18 protein-coding genes are annotated in these 20,268 nt (G+C 57.5%); 15 read left to right on the top strand and 3 right to left on the bottom strand.

Going from position 1 to position 20,268, the window contains the following annotated elements; all coding sequences use genetic code 11:
- The 9 genes from hisC (at position 1) to GWQ44_RS16500 (ending at position 11,129) form a co-directional block, all read left to right on the top strand.
- A complete protein-coding gene (hisC, locus tag GWQ44_RS16540) occupies positions 1–1,113 on the top strand; it encodes a histidinol-phosphate transaminase (protein WP_016964091.1) in 1,113 nt (370 codons plus the stop codon).
- Between the two features lie 28 nt (positions 1,114–1,141).
- The gene (locus tag GWQ44_RS16535; RefSeq protein WP_275927870.1) at positions 1,142–3,349 is read left to right on the top strand and encodes a bifunctional prephenate dehydrogenase/3-phosphoshikimate 1-carboxyvinyltransferase; all 2,208 of its coding nucleotides are present in this window, start codon (positions 1,142–1,144) and stop codon (positions 3,347–3,349) included.
- On the top strand, positions 3,346–4,035 hold the full coding sequence (cmk, locus tag GWQ44_RS16530; RefSeq protein ID WP_011062580.1) for a (d)CMP kinase: 690 nt from the start codon (positions 3,346–3,348) through the stop codon (positions 4,033–4,035). The genes GWQ44_RS16535 and cmk overlap by 4 nt, the downstream gene beginning before the upstream one ends.
- 121 nt (positions 4,036–4,156) lie before the next feature.
- On the top strand, positions 4,157–5,851 hold the full coding sequence (rpsA, locus tag GWQ44_RS16525) for a 30S ribosomal protein S1 (protein WP_007931318.1): 1,695 nt from the start codon (positions 4,157–4,159) through the stop codon (positions 5,849–5,851).
- Between the two features lie 188 nt (positions 5,852–6,039).
- Complete coding sequence (locus GWQ44_RS16520) at positions 6,040–6,321, top strand: hypothetical protein (RefSeq protein ID WP_275927816.1); 282 nt, start codon at positions 6,040–6,042, stop codon at positions 6,319–6,321.
- Between the two features lie 141 nt (positions 6,322–6,462).
- Positions 6,463–6,753 (top strand): integration host factor subunit beta, encoded by a 291-nt coding sequence (gene ihfB, locus GWQ44_RS16515; protein WP_016964088.1) that lies wholly within the window; start codon positions 6,463–6,465, stop codon positions 6,751–6,753.
- Positions 6,754–7,582: 829 nt separating this feature from the next.
- A complete protein-coding gene (locus tag GWQ44_RS16510; RefSeq protein WP_275927815.1) occupies positions 7,583–8,602 on the top strand; it encodes a glycosyltransferase family 4 protein in 1,020 nt (339 codons plus the stop codon).
- An 88-nt stretch (positions 8,603–8,690) separates the two neighbouring features.
- Positions 8,691–10,688, top strand: coding sequence for a nucleoside-diphosphate sugar epimerase/dehydratase (locus GWQ44_RS16505; protein WP_275927869.1), 1,998 nt, complete (start codon positions 8,691–8,693; stop codon positions 10,686–10,688).
- A gap of 111 nt (positions 10,689–10,799) precedes the next feature.
- Positions 10,800–11,129 (top strand): helix-hairpin-helix domain-containing protein, encoded by a 330-nt coding sequence (locus tag GWQ44_RS16500; RefSeq protein ID WP_016964086.1) that lies wholly within the window; start codon positions 10,800–10,802, stop codon positions 11,127–11,129.
- A 246-nt stretch (positions 11,130–11,375) separates the two neighbouring features.
- Here the strand turns inward: GWQ44_RS16500 and GWQ44_RS16495 are convergent, their stop codons facing one another.
- On the bottom strand, positions 11,376–11,936 hold the full coding sequence (locus tag GWQ44_RS16495) for a TetR/AcrR family transcriptional regulator (RefSeq protein ID WP_275927814.1): 561 nt from the start codon (positions 11,934–11,936) through the stop codon (positions 11,376–11,378).
- Positions 11,937–12,124: 188 nt separating this feature from the next.
- Between GWQ44_RS16495 and GWQ44_RS16490 the strand changes: the two genes are divergently transcribed.
- Together GWQ44_RS16490 and GWQ44_RS16485 are read left to right on the top strand one after the other, a co-directional pair.
- Positions 12,125–12,778 (top strand): GntR family transcriptional regulator, encoded by a 654-nt coding sequence (locus GWQ44_RS16490; protein ID WP_275927813.1) that lies wholly within the window; start codon positions 12,125–12,127, stop codon positions 12,776–12,778.
- Between the two features lie 15 nt (positions 12,779–12,793).
- Complete coding sequence (locus GWQ44_RS16485; protein ID WP_016964083.1) at positions 12,794–13,645, top strand: DUF1989 domain-containing protein; 852 nt, start codon at positions 12,794–12,796, stop codon at positions 13,643–13,645.
- A gap of 43 nt (positions 13,646–13,688) precedes the next feature.
- On the opposite strand, the gene GWQ44_RS16480 is transcribed toward GWQ44_RS16485, so the two are convergent.
- Both GWQ44_RS16480 and eat read right to left on the bottom strand, forming a co-directional pair.
- Positions 13,689–13,856 carry a DUF2897 family protein gene (locus tag GWQ44_RS16480; protein WP_016964082.1) on the bottom strand — a complete coding sequence of 56 codons (168 nt, stop codon included), beginning with the start codon at positions 13,854–13,856 and terminating at the stop codon, positions 13,689–13,691.
- Between the two features lie 131 nt (positions 13,857–13,987).
- Entirely contained in the window at positions 13,988–15,352 is a 1,365-nt protein-coding gene (eat, locus tag GWQ44_RS16475) for an ethanolamine permease (protein ID WP_016964081.1), read from the bottom strand.
- A 332-nt stretch (positions 15,353–15,684) separates the two neighbouring features.
- On the opposite strand from eat, the gene kdpF reads away from it, so the two are divergent.
- The 4 genes from kdpF to kdpC all read left to right on the top strand — a co-directional run bounded on the left by kdpF (position 15,685) and on the right by kdpC (position 20,216).
- Positions 15,685–15,774, top strand: a complete 90-nt coding sequence (gene kdpF, locus GWQ44_RS16470; RefSeq protein WP_016964080.1) for a K(+)-transporting ATPase subunit F — start codon at positions 15,685–15,687, stop codon at positions 15,772–15,774.
- A gap of 11 nt (positions 15,775–15,785) precedes the next feature.
- Positions 15,786–17,480, top strand: a complete 1,695-nt coding sequence (gene kdpA, locus GWQ44_RS16465; RefSeq protein ID WP_275927812.1) for a potassium-transporting ATPase subunit KdpA — start codon at positions 15,786–15,788, stop codon at positions 17,478–17,480.
- Positions 17,481–17,490: 10 nt separating this feature from the next.
- Entirely contained in the window at positions 17,491–19,575 is a 2,085-nt protein-coding gene (kdpB, locus tag GWQ44_RS16460) for a potassium-transporting ATPase subunit KdpB (RefSeq protein ID WP_275927811.1), read from the top strand.
- Between the two features lie 95 nt (positions 19,576–19,670).
- Positions 19,671–20,216, top strand: coding sequence for a potassium-transporting ATPase subunit KdpC (gene kdpC / locus GWQ44_RS16455; RefSeq protein WP_016964077.1), 546 nt, complete (start codon positions 19,671–19,673; stop codon positions 20,214–20,216).
- Positions 20,217–20,268 lie beyond the last annotated feature (52 nt).

The raw sequence follows: 20,268 nt of genomic DNA, 5'->3' as shown, positions 1-20,268 counted from the left end.
ATGAGTGGCGACTTCCTCGCACTGGCACAACCAGGCGTGCAACAACTTTCGCCTTACGTTCCGGGCAAGCCCGTGGACGAACTGGCCCGTGAGCTGGACATCGATCCGGCCACCATCGTCAAGCTGGCGAGTAACGAAAACCCGCTGGGCGCCAGCCCCAAGGCGCTGGCGGCGATTCGTGACGAACTGGCGCAACTGACCCGTTATCCCGATGGCAACGGTTTTGCCCTCAAATCCCTGCTGGCCGAACGCTGCGGCGTGGACATCCAGCAGGTCACTCTGGGCAACGGCTCCAACGACATCCTCGAGCTGGTGGCGCGTGCCTATCTGGCGCCTGGGCTGAATGCGGTGTTCAGTGAGCACGCCTTTGCCGTCTATCCCATCGTCACCCAGGCGGTGGGAGCTGCGGCTCGTGTGGTTCCGGCCAGGCATTGGGGGCATGACTTGCCGGCCATGCTCAAGGCCATCGATGAGCAGACCCGTGTGGTGTTCATTGCCAACCCGAACAACCCGACCGGTACCTGGTTCAGTGCCGAGGAGTTGGACGAGTTTCTTCAGGACGTCCCGGCCCATGTGCTGGTGGTGCTGGACGAAGCCTACATCGAGTACGCCGAAGGCAGCGACCTGCCGGACGGCCTGGACTTCCTGGCGGCCTATCCGAACCTGCTGGTATCGCGGACCTTCTCCAAGGCCTACGGCCTGGCGGCCCTGCGGGTCGGCTATGGGCTCTCGACCCCGGTGGTGGCGGATGTGCTGAACCGGGTTCGCCAGCCATTCAATGTCAACAGCCTGGCCCTGGCGGCGGCTTGTGCCGCGCTGCAGGATACGGACTACCTGGCTGAGAGCCGCCGTTTGAATGAGGCGGGCATGCAGCAGCTGGAGGCGGGTTTGCGTGATCTGGGCTTGAGCTGGATTGCGTCCAAGGGCAACTTCATTGCTGTGGATGTGGGGCGCGAGGCTGCACCCGTGTTTCAGGGCTTGTTGCGCGAAGGGGTGATTGTGCGTCCGGTGGCTAACTACGGGATGCCTAACCATTTGCGCGTCACCATCGGCTTGCCGGCGGAAAACACGCGTTTCCTTGAGGCTTTGGCCAAGGTCCTGGCTCGTGGTTGATGTCATTCCAACGCAATCTGCCGTGCCTATGATCGGTCGCCTGGTGGTGATCGGTCTGGGATTGATTGGTGGCTCCTTCGCTAAGGGGTTGCGCGAAAGCGGCGTGTGCCGCGAAGTGGTCGGTGTTGATCTGGATCCGCAGTCCCGCCAGTTGGCGGTCGAGCTGGGGGTTGTGGATCGCTGCGAGGAGGATCTGGCCCTGGCTTGCCAGGGGGCCGACGTGATTCAACTGGCCGTGCCGATCCTGGCCATGGAAAAGCTTCTGGCGTTGCTGGCCAGGATGGATCTGGGACAGGCGGTGCTGACCGATGTCGGCAGTGCCAAGGGGAATGTGGTGCGCGCGGCACAAGAGGCGTTTGCCGGCATGCCAGCGCGCTTCGTCCCCGGGCATCCGATTGCCGGCTCCGAACAGAGCGGTGTCGAAGCCTCCAATGCCCAGCTGTTCCGTCGCCACAAAGTGATCCTGACGCCTCTGGAGCAAACCGATCCGGATGCACTGGATCTGATCGACAGGCTTTGGCGTGAACTGGGGGCGGATGTTGAGCACATGCAGGTCGAGCGCCATGACGAGGTCCTGGCGGCCACCAGTCACTTGCCGCACTTGCTGGCATTCGGTCTGGTCGATTCGCTGGCCAAGCGCAGTGAAAATCTCGACATCTTCCGTTACGCTGCGGGCGGGTTCCGCGATTTCACGAGAATCGCCGGCAGCGACCCGGTCATGTGGCACGACATCTTCCTCGCCAATCGCGAAGCGGTTCTGCGCACACTCGATACATTTCGCAACGACCTCGACGCCCTGCGCGATGCGGTCGATGCAGGGGACGGGCATCAGTTGTTGGGCGTATTCACTCGCGCCCGGGTTGCCCGCGAGCATTTCGGTAAAATCCTGGCCCGCCGGGCCTATGTGGACGCTATGAACTCCAACGATCTGATTTTTCTGGCAAATCCTGGTGGCCGCCTGTCTGGGCGGATTCGTGTACCGGGCGACAAGTCGATTTCCCACCGCTCGATCATGCTCGGCTCCCTGGCTGAAGGCACCACTGAAGTCGAGGGTTTCCTCGAGGGTGAAGATGCCTTGGCCACGCTGCAGGCATTTCGCGACATGGGAGTGGTCATCGAGGGGCCGCACCATGGGCGTGTGACCATCCACGGTGTAGGTCTGCACGGCTTGAAGCCGGCGCCGGGCCCGATCTACCTGGGCAACTCCGGTACGTCGATGCGCCTGCTCTCCGGTTTGCTGGCCGCACAGAGCTTCGACAGCACTCTGACGGGGGATCCCTCGCTGTCCAAGCGCCCAATGAACCGCGTGGCCAATCCGCTGCGGGAAATGGGCGCGGTCATCGAGACGGCGGCCGAAGGGCGTCCGCCGATGGTGATTCGCGGCGGTCACAAGCTCAAGGGCTTGACCTATACCTTGCCGATGGCCAGTGCCCAGGTTAAGTCGTGCCTGCTGTTGGCCGGTTTGTACGCCGATGGGAAGACCACCGTCACCGAGCCTGCGCCGACTCGCGATCATACCGAGCGCATGCTGCGCGGCTTCGGCTACTCGGTGAATGTCGACGGTGCCACCGCTTCGGTTGAATCCGGCGGTAAGCTCAAGGCGACCCATATTGAAGTGCCGGCAGATATCTCCTCCGCGGCGTTCTTCTTGGTTGCCGCGTCGATCGCCGAAGGTTCGGAACTGGTGCTTGAACACGTAGGGATCAACCCGACCCGTACGGGTGTAATCGATATCCTGCGGTTGATGGGGGCTGATATTCGTCTGGAGAACCAGCGCGAAGTTGGCGGTGAGCCCGTTGCAGATCTGCATGTGCGCGCTGCCAAACTCAAGGGGATCGAGATTCCCGAGGAGTTGGTGCCGCTGGCAATCGATGAATTCCCTGTGTTGTTCGTGGCTGCGGCCTGCGCTGAAGGGCGCACTGTGCTGCGTGGCGCGGAAGAGCTGCGGGTCAAAGAGTCGGACCGTATCCAGGTCATGGCTGACGGCTTGTTGACCTTGGGGGTCAAGTGCGAACCGACTCCGGACGGCATCATCATTGATGGTGGACAGATCGGGGGGGGTGAAGTGCATGGTCACGGCGATCACCGTATTGCCATGGCATTCAGTGTGGCCTCGTTGCGGGCCAATGCGCCGATTCGTATTCATGACTGCGCGAACGTCGCGACTTCGTTCCCGAATTTTCTTGCGCTTTGCGCGCAGGTGGGGATTCGGGTTGCACAAGAGGCTCAGTCGTGAATATCAAGGCCCCTGTGATCACCATCGATGGGCCCAGTGGTTCTGGTAAAGGCACCATTGCTGGCAAGTTGGCCAAGCATCTTGGCTGGTGCCTGCTGGATTCCGGGGCTCTCTACCGGCTGCTGGCGTTTGCTGCGCGCAATCATGGTGTCGATCTGACCAATGAGGAGTCGCTGAAGTTGTTGGCGGCGCATTTGGATGTGCAGTTCCTGGGCGCCACTGAAAATCATCCTCAGCGGATCATTCTCGAAGGCGATGATGTGACCGACGACTTGCGCAATGAGCAGGTTGGCGCCTGGGCTTCTCAGGTTGCGGCACTGCCTGCGGTGCGTGATGCCTTGTTGCAGCGCCAGCGCGCATTCCAGGAGCCGCCGGGGCTGGTTGCCGATGGTCGCGACATGGGCACCGTGGTGTTTCCCGATGCGCCGTTGAAAATTTTCCTCACGGCCAGCGCCGAGGAACGTGCTCGTCGACGTTACTTGCAGTTGAAGGGAAAAGTCGATGGTGTTAGTCTGTCGAGTCTGCTAGATGAGATACGTGCGCGCGACGAGCGCGATACCCAGCGAGCGGTGGCCCCACTCAAGCCGGCGGCCGACGCTATACAGCTGGATTCTACAGAGTTGTCCATCGATCAGGTGTTGCAACGCATTCTGAGCGAGATCGCCATTCGCGATATTGCCGGGTGAACAAGGAAGATCGCGGGGGACCAGTCATAGTCCTGCGATCTTACTTTTATATGAACGTAACCCACATTGTCTGGGATGTGGCAGATGGGCGTATTCTTCGCCCTTATCAACAGGAATTAAAATGAGCGAAAGCTTTGCGGAACTCTTTGAAGAAAGCCTAAAAACCCTGAACCTTCAGGCAGGCTCCATCATCACCGGTGTTATCGTCGACATCGACTACCAAGCGCGTTGGGTAACCGTTCACGCTGGTCTGAAGTCTGAAGCACTGATCCCGCTTGAGCAGTTCTACAACGATGCTGGCGAACTGTCCATCAATGTTGGTGATGAAGTTCACGTTGCTCTGGATTCGGTTGAAGACGGTTTCGGTGAAACCAAGCTCTCCCGTGAAAAAGCCAAGCGCGCTGAATGCTGGATCGTTCTGGAAGCAGCCTTCGCAGCCGAAGAAGTGGTCAAGGGCGTTATCAACGGTAAGGTTAAAGGCGGCTTCACTGTCGACGTTAACGGCATCCGTGCGTTCCTGCCAGGTTCTCTGGTTGACGTCCGTCCAGTGCGCGATACCACGCACCTGGAAGGCAAAGAGCTCGAGTTTAAAGTCATCAAACTCGATCAGAAGCGCAACAACGTTGTCGTTTCCCGTCGTAGCGTCCTCGAAGCCGAGAACTCCGCTGAGCGTGAAGCTCTGCTGGAATCCCTGCAGGAAGGCCAGCAAGTCAAAGGTATCGTCAAGAACCTCACTGACTACGGCGCATTCGTTGATCTGGGCGGCGTCGATGGCCTGCTGCACATCACCGACATGGCTTGGAAGCGCATCAAGCATCCTTCCGAAATCGTCAATGTTGGCGACGAGATCGATGTAAAGGTTCTGAAATACGATCGCGAGCGCAATCGTGTTTCCCTGGGTCTGAAGCAACTGGGTGAAGATCCATGGGTTGCTATCAAGGCTCGTTACCCAGAAAGCACCCGCGTTACCGCTCGTGTAACCAACCTGACCGACTACGGCTGCTTTGCTGAGCTGGAAGAAGGCGTTGAAGGTCTGGTACACGTTTCGGAAATGGACTGGACCAACAAGAACATCCACCCTTCGAAAGTCGTACAAGTCGGCGACGAAGTGGAAGTTATGGTTCTGGACATCGACGAAGAGCGTCGTCGTATCTCCCTCGGCATCAAACAGTGCAAGTCCAACCCATGGGAAGACTTCTCTGGCCAGTTCAACAAGGGCGATAAGATCTCCGGCACCATCAAGTCGATCACCGATTTCGGTATCTTCATTGGTCTGGACGGCGGCATCGACGGTCTGGTTCACCTGTCCGACATCTCCTGGAACGAAGTGGGCGAAGAAGCCGTACGCCGCTTCAAGAAGGGCGACGAGCTGGACACCGTTATACTGTCTGTTGACCCAGAGCGTGAGCGTATCTCCCTGGGTATCAAGCAACTGGAAAGCGATCCGTTCTCCGAGTACGTACAAGAGAACGACAAAGGCGCAATCGTTAAGGGTGTTGTAAAAGAAGTTGACGCCAAAGGCGCCATCATCACCCTGGCCAACGATATCGAAGCTACTCTGAAAGCCTCCGAAATCAGCCGTGACCGCATCGAAGATGCACGTAACGTTCTGAAAGAAGGCGAAGAAGTTGAAGCCAAGATCATCAGCGTTGACCGTAAGAGCCGTGTAATCCAGCTCTCGATCAAGTCGAAAGACGTTGAAGATGAGAAAGAAGCTATCCAGAGCCTGCGCGACAAGCCAGCTGCTTCCGATATCGCTGCTGGTCCTACCACTCTGGGCGACCTGCTGCGTGCACAGATGGAAAAACAGAACTAAGTTCTGTTTGACCATAAAAAGGGCGACTTCGGTCGCCCTTTTTTGTGGGTGAAGTTTGAGGTGAAAAGAGCGGGGAAACCAATGTTGGCAATTGGGTGTCTCTTTCTTAGTGTCTGACTCCTTTAGGTTTAAGGCTTTTAGTCTATTGGTGTGTTGTCCGGGTAGCACTGGCTGCCCTAAGGAAGAGCATGATCAGGCTAAGTATTGTTGTTTTGTTTCTTCTCCTGGCTGGGTGTGTGACTAATGTAAAGACCCATGCAGTTCGTGGGGGCAGCGGTATAGAGATTGACTGTTCAGGATTGGGGGTGGGCTGGGACAAGTGTTACGAGCGTGCTGAGCTTGAGTGTAGGGCTGGTGGATACCAGGTCATCACCAAGTCCAGCGACGCCAGGGATGAGGAGGGGGATTACCCCTTTGGTTGGAATCCGGCGGGTTATCTGACTCGAACGATGTTGGTCGTGTGTCGATAGGGAGAGTTGGTATTTTGGTTGCTACTTCTTTTGCAGGGGCCTGAGTTTGTATCTGCGTTGCCCATGGGCTGTTCAAAACCTTCAGGGCGTGCTAAAACCTTTTGAGCACTGACCTAGCTGCTTGAAAAAGAAGGGAAAAATATGACGAAGTCGGAGTTGATCGAACGAATTGTCACCCATCAAGGGCTGCTGTCATCCAAGGATGTCGAGTTGGCCATCAAGACGATGCTTGAGCAAATGTCGCAGTGTTTGGCTACAGGTGATCGGATTGAAATTAGAGGGTTTGGTAGTTTTTCGCTTCACTATCGGGCTCCTCGGGTAGGTCGGAATCCAAAAACGGGTCAATCAGTTAGCTTGGATGGAAAATTTGTTCCACATTTCAAGCCTGGTAAAGAGCTTCGAGATCGTGTGAATGAAGAGGATGAGGGGTGATTCGGCAGGTATTTAATTTGCATTTACGATTTTTTCTTATTTGAATTTTTAATGAGTTTTATGTTTTATTGTTCTTTGCATTTTATTAAGTACCTATTTTATGCGAATGTGCAATGAATCTCTCGAGGATGTATTATTCCTAAGTGTTAGATCAAGTAGGCTGCTCTTGATAGTCAATAGAATTTTTTTGCTGGAGTAACTGATTTTTCAGGAAATACCGTTACCAAAGCTTAGCTGGCGTCTAGGCTAATTAATTAAGTGTTGCTGTATGTGAGCCGCTCTTGTGTAGGACGGTGCAGCTAAGATCTATTAGATAGATTGTGCTGCGGATTGTATTTTGGTTCGGCCTGATCATGATGTTGTTATGCATGAATTGTTTTAATTTTTGTGAATGCAGAGAGTTCTATGTTGATTGTATTGCTGGATTTTTAAGTGGTATGGGCGAAAGATGAAAGCTGCATAGCAAGTATGGTTTTCAGATTTTTATGCTTAATTATATATTGTTTTTTCTTAAAGTTCCGAATTAAGTATTCTGGTTGGTGATGGGTTTTAACCATTAATGAGTATATTGGTGGTAAGTTTTTAGCGAGTATGTTTTTTTTGTTGCGTTGGTAGAGGTAGCGGTTTTTCTTATTTTGAGTTTTTCAAAAAAATTATTTATAGAGTTTTTTTGGTTTTGGGTTTGCGGCTTTGTCCTGATGCTGAATGGCGTTATTGGAAGTTGGTCGAGTTTTATGTCTGTATAACGTGTCGGTTATATGATCTTGCTCAAAGGGGGGCGGTTTTACCAAATGTTAAGTTCTCATTCGGTTTTGGGGTTTAAATATAAATGGTAATTTGGTGGTCGATGCCGGCGGTACTTGGTATTTCGCTTTTTTTGACATGGGGTTTGCGGCGCTATGCATTAACTCGCAGCTTGATGGATATTCCCAATCATCGTAGTTCCCATTCTGTTCCTACTCCAAGAGGAGGAGGTGTAGCAATTGTCTTGAGTTTTCTTGTGGCAGCCCCTTTCCTGTCATTTTTTGCTGAGTTGTCTTGGTCATTTATCTGGACTCTATGGGGCGCAGGTGGACTCATAGCTGTGGCCGGTTTTCTGGATGATCATGGGCATATAGCTGCACGTTGGCGGCTAGTTGCGCATTTCTCTGCCGCTATTTGGGCAATGTTCTGGATGCGTGGTTTGCCACCTGTTCAGTTATTGGGAGTCGATTTCGATCTGTCTTGGTTTGGTCATCTTTTAGCTGTTTTCTATCTGGTCTGGATGCTTAATTTATATAATTTCATGGATGGTATTGATGGAATAGCCAGTGTTCAGGCAGTAACTGCATGCCTTGGCGCATGTCTTATCTATTGGCTGGTCGGCGATACATCTTTGATCTGGTCACCGCTATTATTGGCTATGGCCGTTTTGGGATTTTTGTATTGGAATTTTCCTCCTGCGCGTATCTTCATGGGGGATGCGGGTAGTGGTTTTCTTGGTCTAGTTCTAGGTATTTTGTCAATACAGGCTGCTTGGGTTTCGTCGCGCTTCCTCTGGGTGTGGGTGATTCTTCTCGGCGTATTCATCGTTGATGCGACCTTTACACTGATGCGTAGATTATTACGTGGAGATAAAGTTTATGAAGCGCATCGTAGTCATGCTTATCAGTTCGCGTCGCGTCAGTTTGGTAGGCATTTACCTGTGACCTTAGCGGTCATGGCAATCAATATTTTTTGGTTGTTGCCGATAGCGATTTGCGTGGGGCTCCTCGATCTGGATGGTTTTATGGGTACGGTGTTGGCTTACGCGCCGTTGGTTTTCCTTGCTGCTAGGTTTAATGCTGGCGGACTAGAAAGATCCGCCTGACAGTGGTCAATATAATGGGCTGCCAAAGAGAGCTCCCCATTAGTGCTAAAACTTATATCGAGGAAAGGGGCTGGGGCTCGAAGAAGCGATTATGGATAAAATACGAACACGTCTCTTGAGGCTCCCGCGCCGACAAAAACGAGTCCTGCAAGTGATCACCGATATCTTTTTGGTATGGGCGGCATTGTGGATGGCGTTCGTCGTGAGGCTGGGTTTTGATGATCTCAGTAACCCCTTTCTTGTGCATTTCTGGCTTTTTGCCAGCGCACCTGTCGTTGCTATTCCTTTTTTCATAAAGTTTGGAATGTACCGTGCGGTCATGCGTTACTTCGGGAACGATGCCCTCATTGCAATAGTCAAGGCGGTAACCTTGTCTGCCTTGGTTCTTGCTCTGGTTGTTTATCTGTACAGCAATCATCAAACCGTAGTGCCACGCTCAATCGTATTCAACTATTGGTGGTTGAGTATGGTTATGATTGGTGGCCTCAGACTGGTTATGCGTCAGTACTTTCTCGGAGATTGGTTCACGGCTGCTCAGCACGTACCGTTCACCAATCGTGATGATGGTTTGCCCAAAGTGGCTATCTATGGCGCAGGCGCTGCAGGTAATCAGTTAGTTGCAGCGTTACGATTAGGGCGTCTAATGCGCCCAGTCGCGTTTATCGATGATGACAGCAGTATTGCTGACAGAATGATTGCTGGGTTGCAGGTATATAAACCCAAGCATTTACAGCAAATGATCGACGATACCGGAGCAGAAGAGATACTTCTGGCCATTCCTTCATCAACCCGTAGTCGTCGTAGAGAAATCCTTGGTTTCCTTGAGGGCTTCCCTCTTCATGTCCGTAGTGTTCCTGGTTTCATGGATCTTGCCAGTGGTCGAGTGAAGGTAGATGACATTCAAGAAGTAGACATTGCCGACTTGCTCGGTCGAGACTCTGTTCCCGCTCAAAGGGATTTGCTAGCGCATTGCATCCAGGGACAAGCCGTCCTTGTGACAGGTGCCGGCGGATCTATTGGTTCTGAGTTGTGTCGCCAGATTCTGAGTCTGAACCCTACTACCTTAATATTGTTCGAACATAGCGAGTTCAATCTTTACAGTATCTTGTCCGAGCTTGAACAGAGGCGAACGCGTGAGGCGCTGACTGTAAAGTTGCTTCCGATTTTAGGCTCGGTGCGTAACTTTGATAAGTTGTTGTCGGTTATGAAGACCTGGAGTGTCGCTACGGTCTATCATGCAGCGGCTTATAAACACGTGCCTATGGTTGAGCATAATATCGCGGAGGGTGTGCTCAACAATGTGATAGGTACGCTCAATACCGCACAAGCCGCCTTGCAGTCTGGTGTTGCTAACTTTGTACTGATTTCAACCGACAAGGCTGTTCGCCCAACCAATGTAATGGGTAGCACCAAACGTTTGGCAGAACTCACTCTGCAGGCGTTAAGCAAGGAACTGGCTCCAGTCTTATTCAACGACCCATCGAATATTTCAAGGGTCAATAAAACTCGTTTCACCATGGTGCGTTTCGGTAACGTATTGGGCTCCTCGGGATCGGTCATTCCGCTATTCCACAAGCAAATCAAAGCTGGCGGCCCATTGACGGTCACCCATCCGAAAATTACTCGTTACTTTATGACCATTCCGGAAGCGGCGCAGTTGGTTATTCAGGCGGGGTCGATGGGGCAGGGGGGGGATGTTTTTGTGTTGGACATGGGCGAGCCGGTCAAAATTGTCGAGCTGGCAGAAAAGATGATTCATCTCTCCGGGCTGAGCATACGCTCGGAAAAAAATCCCCACGGCGATATCGCGATTGAGTTTACCGGTCTACGTCCTGGTGAAAAGCTTTACGAAGAGTTGCTGATTGGTGACAACGTAGTGGCTACGCAGCATCCGATGATCATGAGCGCCAATGAAGACCATCTGCCTTGGGATTCACTGAAGGCCAAGCTCAGTGAGCTCCTTGCTGCGTTGGACGCAGATGATTATGCAAGGGTTCGCCAACTGCTCCGTGAGACGGTGAGTGGCTATACACCGGATGGCGAAATTGTCGACTGGGTTTATCAGCAGCAACGCCTCAAGCCCTGAATCTACATACGCCGTAACTTTCCCGCCTTTGACTTGCTCCACGCATCACCTAGGTTTGGAAGGCAGCTTCGGAAAAGCTGCTTTCCTTACTCGATGTCATGGAGCGTCATTATGCAAAACTCGTATTTCCTCTCTCTGATCTTTGCCTTCCTGGCCAGTCTTTCGCTTACCACTCAAGCGGCTCCTCTGGTCAAAGCGCCGGTCAGCTCTGCGGAAACCGTGGAGCTGGCAACCGCGCAGAGTGGCAAGATCAACATCAATACCGCTGACCAGGCCGCACTGCAGCGCGAGCTCTTCGGTATTGGCGAGGCCAAGGCCAAGGCGATTGTTGCCTATCGTGAAGAGAACGGTCCCTTTGCTTCAGTGGATGAGTTGTTGGAGGTCAAGGGGATTGGCAAGACTATCCTGGAGCGCAATCGGGACAAGCTCGAGGTTAATTGATCTGATTTTGTAATCACCAGAGGCCGGACTTCGACCGGTCTCTGGCATGTCAGGGAGCTTCTGCTCTGGAAGTGGGTCAGCGGCGAAATCACGGATGTTTCAGCGCCTCAGGGATTTCAGGCGGCAAGCGTTCATAATCTTCGTGCATTGCCTGGAGTTCGGCTACGACGTTGGATCGCCCTCCGATTTCTTGAAAAACCGTGTCGCGGCTTGCTACGGGCAATGGCCAACCCGGAGCGCGCGGTGTTACTTGTGCTCCTGCTCCTTCAGTCCATTAGCCACAACATCCAGTATCCGCTCGCCCAATTCAGCGTTTTCCACGCTGCGCGAGAGCATCAGCGCACCCACCAGGGTCGACATGATCATCAGGCTGCGCTGCGCTTTGTTATCGCCTTCCAGGGTGCCTTCCAGTTGCGCGAGCCTGGCATTAAGCACGGTATCGGTGATGGGGCTGGGTTGGCCACGTTGGCCGAGCTCCGCGCTCATGGTCGGTAGCGGGCAGCCCAGATGGGGGGACGTCCGGTGCCATTCGGACAGGTAGTTGTCGATAAACGCCTCTAGCGGCTGCGTTTGTGCGAACAAGGTGGCGCAATGGGCATCCAGGTCTTGGGCCGCTGAGCTGAGTGCTTCTTCTACCAGCTCATCCTTGGATGTGAAGTGGGAGTAGAAACCGCCATGGGTCAAGCCCAGGGCCTTCATCAGGGGTTGTAACCCCGTTGCGCCTATTCCATCACGGCGAAAGCGTTCCGAAGCTTCTTTGATAATGCGTTGGTGAGTCTGGGCTTTATGGTCTGCTGAATAACGCATTTGAGAAACCTCCACATCTAGAGCGCCATTTTAACCAAGGATGGTCAGATCACGCCGCTCCTTCTTCTAGGCTTTCTTGGTAGGTACAGGGTTCTGACAGGTTTTGGTGCTCGGAATTTCAGGGAGGTTTGGCACGATATTTGTTGGCTGATTGATCAAAAGTTGTTGAACAATCCAGAGGCGCCTCCATGAGCAACGGTTTATCCCTGGCGGACCAGATCACCGTGGAACTGCGGGCGGACATCATCGGTGGTCGCTTGCTGCCTGGCATGCCGCTGGTGGAAAGCGAGCTGGTCAACAGTTACAACGCCTCTCGCAACACGATCCGTGAAGCACTGCACCGTTTGGGTCAGGAGGGCCTGGCCCTTTATGTCCGGCATAAGGGCGTGGTGGTCCGCCGTCTTGGTCATGACGATGTTCGGGACCTGTTCCGGGTCCGACGCACGCTCGAGTTGCAGGCGATCGCCAACGCCCGCCCCCTGCGTGAGCAGCAGTCCGATCTCATGCTCGATGCCATCGAAGCGGCTGAACTGGCCCGGGAACGTGAAGACTGGCGCGCCGTCGGTACCCATGGTTTGCGCTTCCATCAGCATGTGGTGGGGCTGCTGGATTCACCGCTGTTCGATGAGTTCTTCACCAATGTGGTCGCACAGTTGCGCCTGGTGTTTTGCAACGCGCCGGACGAAGCGCAGTTTCAGGCGCCCTGGCTGATGCGTGACCGGAGCATTTACCAGTGCTTGGCCGAGGGGGACAGAGCCTCCGCCGGCGAGGCCATGGAGACGTATCTGGACGACTCCGAGCGTTTGTTGTTGAGCATGTTCAGCCAATCCTTACGTCACTGAGCGAGGGCGATACCCATGTACAAAGACTATCCAGCGGCTTACCAGGTCAGTAAAGGTTCGGCGCTGCAGGTGGACACGGCATTCTATGAACGCATTCGCGACAGTCGTGAGCAGCGCACGCTGGTCGAGCAGTTTGAGGTGCCGATTCGCACCGGGCGTGCCTGGAAGGTTCCCGCCGGGCATGTGTTTCGCGTCACCACGCCGGCAGGTCCGCAGGTGGGTGATTTCAACGTCTGGAATGCCAACGACCCGCGGGAAAGGTTATGGGCGGCGCGGACCCGGCAATTGCAAGGGGCTCACGTCAGTACCCACGATCGACTCTGGTCGAACCTGCCTTTTCTTCGGCCCCTGGTCACCATTACCGATGACAGCCTGGCGAATTACGGCATCGATGAACACGGCGGTCGCCTTCACGACTTGTTGGGCACTCGTTGTGATCCCTATGTGAACCGCATGCTCACCGGCGAGGACTTTCACCACCACTGCCATTCCAACCTGACCCGGGCGGTTCTGCCCCACGGGCTGACCGAGTTTGATGTGCACGATGTCTTGAACATCTTTCAGTGCACCGGCCTGAATCATGACGACATGTACTTCATGAAGGCCTGTCCGGCACAGAAGGGCGATTATCTGGAGTTCTTTGCCGAGATCGACTTGCTGTGTGCGTTATCGACCTGCCCGGGCGGTGACCTGTCGCTACCGATGTGGGGCCCGGATGCCCAGGATCCCTTGAGCGTATGCCGGCCACTGGGCGTCGAGATATATCGCCTCGACGAGAGCTTGCTCGAAGGCTGGAGTCAGCCGCAGCGCGCGGCCTACAAAGGATTGCACGGCTTGCATATCGCCAAGGCCGAATGGGAACAGTAGGGCGCCAAAAAGCCCCTTCATTCTTGGGTGAAGGGGCTCGGGCTTAACGATCTCGCGCTTCCTTGGCATCCATTTCCGCGTTGCGTTCCGCCACGCGTTTACGCTGCTCATCGGTCAACTCCACCTTGTTGGCGGTGTCGCGCAGCATCATCAAGCCGCCGACGATCGAACCGATAGCAACCACCAGAATCAACCAGGCATACCAGGGCATAGGGCTCTCCTTGAACGGCAGTTCCCGAGGACGAAGGTTCGTCCCCGGCACAGCCTGTAGTGCTTTGAGTCAAAGCACTTCGCACGGGTTCCATTGTATGCCCGATTGTTCCGGTCAGTGGCGGCCGATGCTTAGCGCCCGGTGAGCATGGCGTCCGCGGGGGCATCGGCCCGCAGTTGCGCGGTGAGTTGGAAGTAGATGAAGCCCAGCACCATGAACGCAAGGAAGATCAGGCCGATCAGGGCGTTGAACCAGGCCATGGCGACCAGGCACACCAGGGCCAGGACCAGGGCGATGCCGGGCACCAGCGGATAGCCTGGCGCACGGAAGCTGCGTGGCAGGTTCGGTTCGGCCCGGCGCAGTTTGAACAGGCTGAGCATGCTCATGATGTACATCACGATGGCGCCGAACACGGCCATGGTGATCATCGCCGCCGTGAGGGTCATGCCGCCCAGGTTGATCAGGCCGTCGCTGTAGATCGCGGCGATACCGATCAGGCCACCGGCGATGATCGCTCGGTGCGGCGTTTGAAAACGCGACAGCCTGGCCAGGGAGGCTGGCAGGTAACCGGCCCGGGCCAGGGCGAAGAACTGCCGCGAATAGCCGAGGATGATCCCGTGAAAACTGGCAACCAGGCCGAACAGACCGATCCACACCAGCATGTGCAGCCAGCCGGAACTGTCGCCGACCACCGCCTTCATTGCCTGGGGCAAAGGATCGTTGATGTTCGACAGGGTGCGCCAGTCGCCCACGCCGCCGGCGAAGAACATGACGCCCATGGCCAGCAGCACCAGGGTCAGAATGCCGCTGATGTAGGCCTTGGGAATGGTGCGCTTGGGATCCTTGGCTTCCTCGGCGGCCATGGCGGCGCCCTCGATGGCCAGGAAGAACCAGATGGCGAAGGGAATCGCGGCGAACATCCCGGCGATCGCCGGAGCTCCAAAGGTGTCGGCGCCGGCCCAGCCATTGAGGGCGAAGTTGCTGAAGCTGAAGGCCGGGGCCACCACCCCCATGAAGACCAGGAGTTCCGCCACCGCCAGCACACAGACCACCAGTTCGAAAGTGGCCGCCAGTTTCACCCCGAGAATGTTCAGGCCCATGAAGACGATGTAGGCACCCACTGCGGCATGCTTGGGGTCCAGCGCCGGAAACTGCACATTCAGATAGGCACCAATCGCCAGGGCAATGGCCGGTGGGGCGAAGACGAATTCGATCAGGGTGGCCAGCCCGGCAATCAAGCCGCCTTTCTCGCCGAAGGCGCGACGGCTGTAGGCAAACGGGCCTCCTGCATGGGGAATGGCGGTGGTCAGCTCGGTGAAACTGAATATAAAGCAGGTATACATGGTCGCGACCAGCAATGAGGTCAGCAAAAAGCCCAGGGTCCCGGCTACGCCCCAGCCATAGCTCCAGCCGAAATACTCCCCGGAAATCACCAGTCCAACCGCGATTCCCCATAGATGCAGCGTGCCCAAGGTGGGTTTGAGTTGTGTGTTCATCGGTGGCTCCCTGAACGGTTGAAAGTGCTCGGCACAGGCCGCTGCAGCCGTCATGCCAGTCCAGCAACCCGCGTCGTAAACCCGGGAAAGCCGTCGTATCGAGGATATTTCCCGATTTTTCGCCGCTGATTTCCTTCCCTCCGCGCTGTCCTTGCGCTTCTTTTTGGGGCGCGGCCGCTGTTCGCCTCTCAGGCCTGTCCTGCCAGCGTGCGCGCCCACCCAGTCTTTACGCTTTCTTTATGGGCTGCCCACCCCGTCGCTCTCGTTCCTTTACAGGGACCCTGCGGACAATGACGGCATTCGCGGCAATCGCCGTACCTCGGAGACATTCCATGAACATTCTGGACGCGGTATCGCTGCTGCTGGCAGTGGGCCTGTTCGTTTATCTACTGGTTGCGCTGTTGCGCGCGGACCGGAACTAGGAGCTGCGGTTATGCACAGTTATGACTATTGGCTGATCCTGGCCTTTTTCGCCCTGGTGCTGTTGCCAGCGCCCTGGCTGGGACGTTTCTACTACCGGGTGATGGAAGGCCAGCGTACCTGGCTGACGCCGCTTCTGGGGCCGGTGGAGCGTGTCTGTTACCGGGTTTCCGGGGTCGATCCGCAGGTCGAGCAGAGCTGGCAGAAATACGCCCTGGCCCTGCTGGCGTTCAACTTTGCCGGCTTTGTCCTGCTGTTCGCCATCCTGCTGTTCCAGGATCACTTGCCGCTCAACCCGCAGAATCTTCCGGGGCAGGAGTGGACCCTGGCGTTCAATACGGCGGTCAGTTTCATGACCAACACCAACTGGCAGTCCTACAGCGGTGAGGCCTCCCTGAGCTACCTCAGTCAGATGGTGGGCCTGACCGTGCAGAACTTCGTCAGCGCGGCCACCGGGCTGGCGGTGCTGGTTGCCCTGTGCCGCGGCATCGGCCGGCGTTCGGTTCGCACCCTGGGCAATTTCTGGGTCGACATGACCCGCGCGACCCTCTATGGCCTGCTGCCCTTGTGCCTGCTGCTGGCCCTGTTCCTGGTCTGGCAGGGCGTGCCTCAGACCTTTGCCCATTACGTGGACGCCCTGACCCTGCAAGGCAACGATCAGGTGATCCCCCTGGGCCCGGCAGCCAGTCAGATCGCCATCAAGCAACTGGGCACCAACGGCGGCGGTTTCTTCGGCGTCAATTCGGCGCATCCGTTCGAGAACCCCAGCGCCTGGAGCAACCTGCTGGAGCTGGTGTCGATCATCCTGATTCCGGTGGCCCTGGTGTTTACCTTCGGCCATTACGTCAAGGACCTGCGCCAGAGCCGGGCCATCATCGCCTGCATGCTCGCCCTGTTCCTGATCGGCGGCGCCACCTCGCTGTGGGCCGAGTACCAGCCCAACCCGGCGCTGCAGAACGCTGCGGTCGAACAGACGGCCCCTCTGGAAGGCAAGGAAGCACGCTTCGGCACCACCGCCACGGTGCTGTGGTCGGTGACCACCACTGCCGCCTCCAATGGCTCGGTGAACGGCATGCATGACAGCCTCAACCCGCTCAGTGGCATGGTGGCGCTGATCAACATGATGGTCGGCGAAGTGATCTTCGGCGGCGTCGGTGCCGGTCTCTACGGCATGCTGCTGAACGTGCTGATCGCGGTGTTCCTGGCCGGATTGATGATCGGTCGCACCCCGGAATACCTGGGCAAGAAGCTCCAGGCCAAGGAAGTGCAACTGCTGGTGGTGACCCTGATGGTGATGCCGATTGGCGTGCTGGTCCTGGGCGCCCTGGCTGCCAGCCTGCCGGGCCCGGCCGCTGCCATCAGCAACCCGGGGCCCCACGGCTTCAGCCAGTTGCTGTACGCCTACACCTCGGCCAGCGCCAACAACGGTTCGGCCTTTGGCGGCTTCAGCGCCAACACCCCGTTCCACAACCTGATGCTGGGCTTGGGCATGCTGATCGGGCGTTTCGGCTACATCCTGCCGGTGCTGGCCCTGGCCGGCAGCCTGGGCCTGAAGAAAACCGCGCCCATCGGCCTGAACAGTTTCCCCACCCATGGCCCGTTGTTCGTGGCCTTGCTGACCGTGACCATTTTGCTGGTGGGGGGCCTGACCTTCCTGCCGACCCTGGCGCTGGGCCCTATCGCCGAACACCTGAGCCTGGGCTTCTGAGGACCTGATGATGAATATGCATGTTCCTGCCTCGAACAAGGCTGCCGATACGCTCGCCAAGAGCAAGCCGGCCAAGGCCGAAGCGTCGAGTACCGCGATCTCGGCGCTGTGGCGTCCGGCGCTGATCCAGGCCTTCGTCAAGCTCGATCCGCGCCAGTTGCAGCGCTCGCCGGTGATGCTGGTGGTAGAGCTGACGGCGATCTTGACCACCGTGCTGTGTTTCGTGCCGGACACGGCGGTGCCGACCTTCGTCGCCGCCCAGATCGCCCTCTGGCTGTGGTTCACGGTGCTGTTTGCCAACTTCGCCGAAGCCCTGGCCGAAGGTCGGGGCAAGGCTCGCGCCGACAGCCTCAAGGCCGGCAGCGAGGGCTTGAGCGCCCGTCGCCGCAGCGCCGATGGCGGCTATCAGCTGGTGCCGGCGACCCAGTTGCGCAAAGGCGATGTGGTTCGCGTCGAAGCCGGGGAAATGATCCCGGGGGACGGTGAAGTGATCGAGGGCATCGCCGCGGTCAACGAGGCGGCGATTACCGGTGAGTCGGCGCCGGTGATCCGCGAATCCGGCGGTGATCGTTCGGCGGTGACCGGCAATACCCGGTTGGTCTCCGACTGGCTGCTGGTGCGCATCACCAGCAACCCCGGCGAGTCGACCCTGGATCGCATGATCGCCCTGGTGGAAGGCGCCAAGCGGCAGAAGACGCCGAATGAAGTGGCCCTGGACATTCTGCTGATCGGCCTGACCCTGATCTTCCTATTGGTAGTGGTGACCCTGCAGCCCTTTGCCCACTTCGCCAATGGCAGCCTGCCGCTGGTGTTCCTGGTGGCGTTGTTGGTGACCCTGATTCCCACCACCATTGGCGGCCTGCTGTCGGCGATCGGGATCGCCGGGATGGACCGTCTGGTGCGCCTGAACGTGATCGCCAAATCCGGTCGCGCGGTGGAAGCGGCAGGGGACGTGCACGTGCTGTTGCTGGACAAGACCGGCACCATCACTTTCGGCAACCGTCGTTGCAGCGCCATCCATCCGGCGCCCGGGGTCAACGCCCGGGAACTGGCGGAGGCGGCCTTGCTGGCGTCCCTGGCGGACGACACCGCCGAAGGCAAATCCATCGTCGAGTACCTGCGTGAACTTTATCCACAGCCCGAGCCGGCCAGCGATGTGTTGACCGCCGTACCCTTCAGTGCGGAAACCCGCCTCTCCGGGGTCGACTACCAGGGGCGGATCTATCGCAAGGGCGCGGTGGATTCGGTACTGAGCTTCGTCGGCCTGGAGCGCCGCGACCTGGCCCCGGCGCTGTCCCGGGAGATCGACAAGATCGCCCAGAGCGGTGGCACGCCGCTGCTGGTCTGTGGCGAAGGGCGGATGCTCGGCGCCATTCACCTCAAGGATGTGGTCAAGCCCGGCATCCGCGAGCGTTTCGCCGAGTTGCGCAAGCTGGGAATCCGCACCGTCATGGTCACTGGCGACAACCCGCTGACCGCCGCCGCCATCGCGGCGGAGGCCGGGGTCGATGATGTGCTGGCCGAGGCCACGCCGGAAAAGAAACTGGCGCGCATCCGTCATGAGCAGAACGACGGGCGTCTGGTGGCGATGTGCGGCGACGGCGCCAACGATGCCCCGGCACTGGCCCAGGCCGATGTCGGCATGGCGATGAACGACGGCACCCAGGCGGCCCGCGAGGCGGCCAACATGGTCGACCTGGACAGCGATCCGACCAAGCTGCTGGACGTGGTGCAGATCGGCAAGGAGTTGCTGGTGACCCGTGGCGCCCTGACCACCTTCTCCATCGCCAATGACGTGGCCAAGTACTTCGCCATCCTGCCGGCGCTGTTCGCGGCGATTTATCCACAGCTGGGCGTGCTCAACATCATGCAACTGACCAGCCCGCAGAGCGCGATCCTCTCGGCGATCGTGTTCAACGCCCTGATCATCGTGGTGTTGATCCCCCTGGCGCTGCGTGGCGTGCGGGTCCAGGCGGCCAGCGCCGCCCACCTGCTGCGGCGCAACCTGCTGATCTACGGCGTGGGCGGGATCGTGGTGCCCTTTGTCGGGATCAAGCTGATCGACATGCTGCTGACCGCGCTGCACTTGGTGTAGCCCGTCGCTGGCCGGCGCAGGACGCAGCAAGGTTTGCGGCCTGATCGCCGGCCAGCCGGCTCCTACATGCGACCGAATGAATCGAGGAATGAGAAATGACTAGCGTATTGCGTCCGGCCTTGAGCCTGATGGTGTTGATGACTCTGATCACCGGTGTGGCTTATCCGCTGGTGGTCACTGGAGTGGCCCAGGTGGCCTTCCCGGACCAGGCCAACGGCAGCCTGGTGCGTGATGCCGAGGGCAAGGTGCGGGGCTCGGCCCTGATCGCCCAGGATTTTGTCGGCGATGCCTGGTTCCATCCGCGCCCTTCGGCGGGGGCCTTTGCCACGGTATCCAGCTCTGCCAGCAACCTGGCGCCGAGCAACCCGGCCCTGGCCACCCGGGTGATCGACGATGCCCACAAGCTCCAGGTTCCGGGTCAGGGTCCAGTGCCTCTGGCCCTGCTCACCACCTCGGGCAGCGGCCTTGATCCGCACTTGCCACCCGAGGCAATTGACTATCAACTGGCGCGGGTCGCGGCGGCGCGCAATCTGCCGGCGGACAAGCTGCGGGCCCTGGTGGCGGCACATACCCAGCGGCCCCTGGTGGGGCCGCCGGTGGTCAACGTGCTGACCCTGAATCAAGCCCTGGACCAGTTGTAAGCGCGGCCCCCGTGGCAGCGGCTAGAGTGCCTGGTGAATTGAATGTTTCGTT

The sequence above is a fragment of the Pseudomonas sp. 3MA1 genome (assembly GCF_029237275.1).
GTDB lineage: Bacteria > Pseudomonadota > Gammaproteobacteria > Pseudomonadales > Pseudomonadaceae > Aquipseudomonas > Aquipseudomonas fluorescens_AP.
The sequence above is the reverse complement of the archived record's forward strand: the minus strand, read 5'-3'. Positions and strand labels throughout refer to the sequence as shown.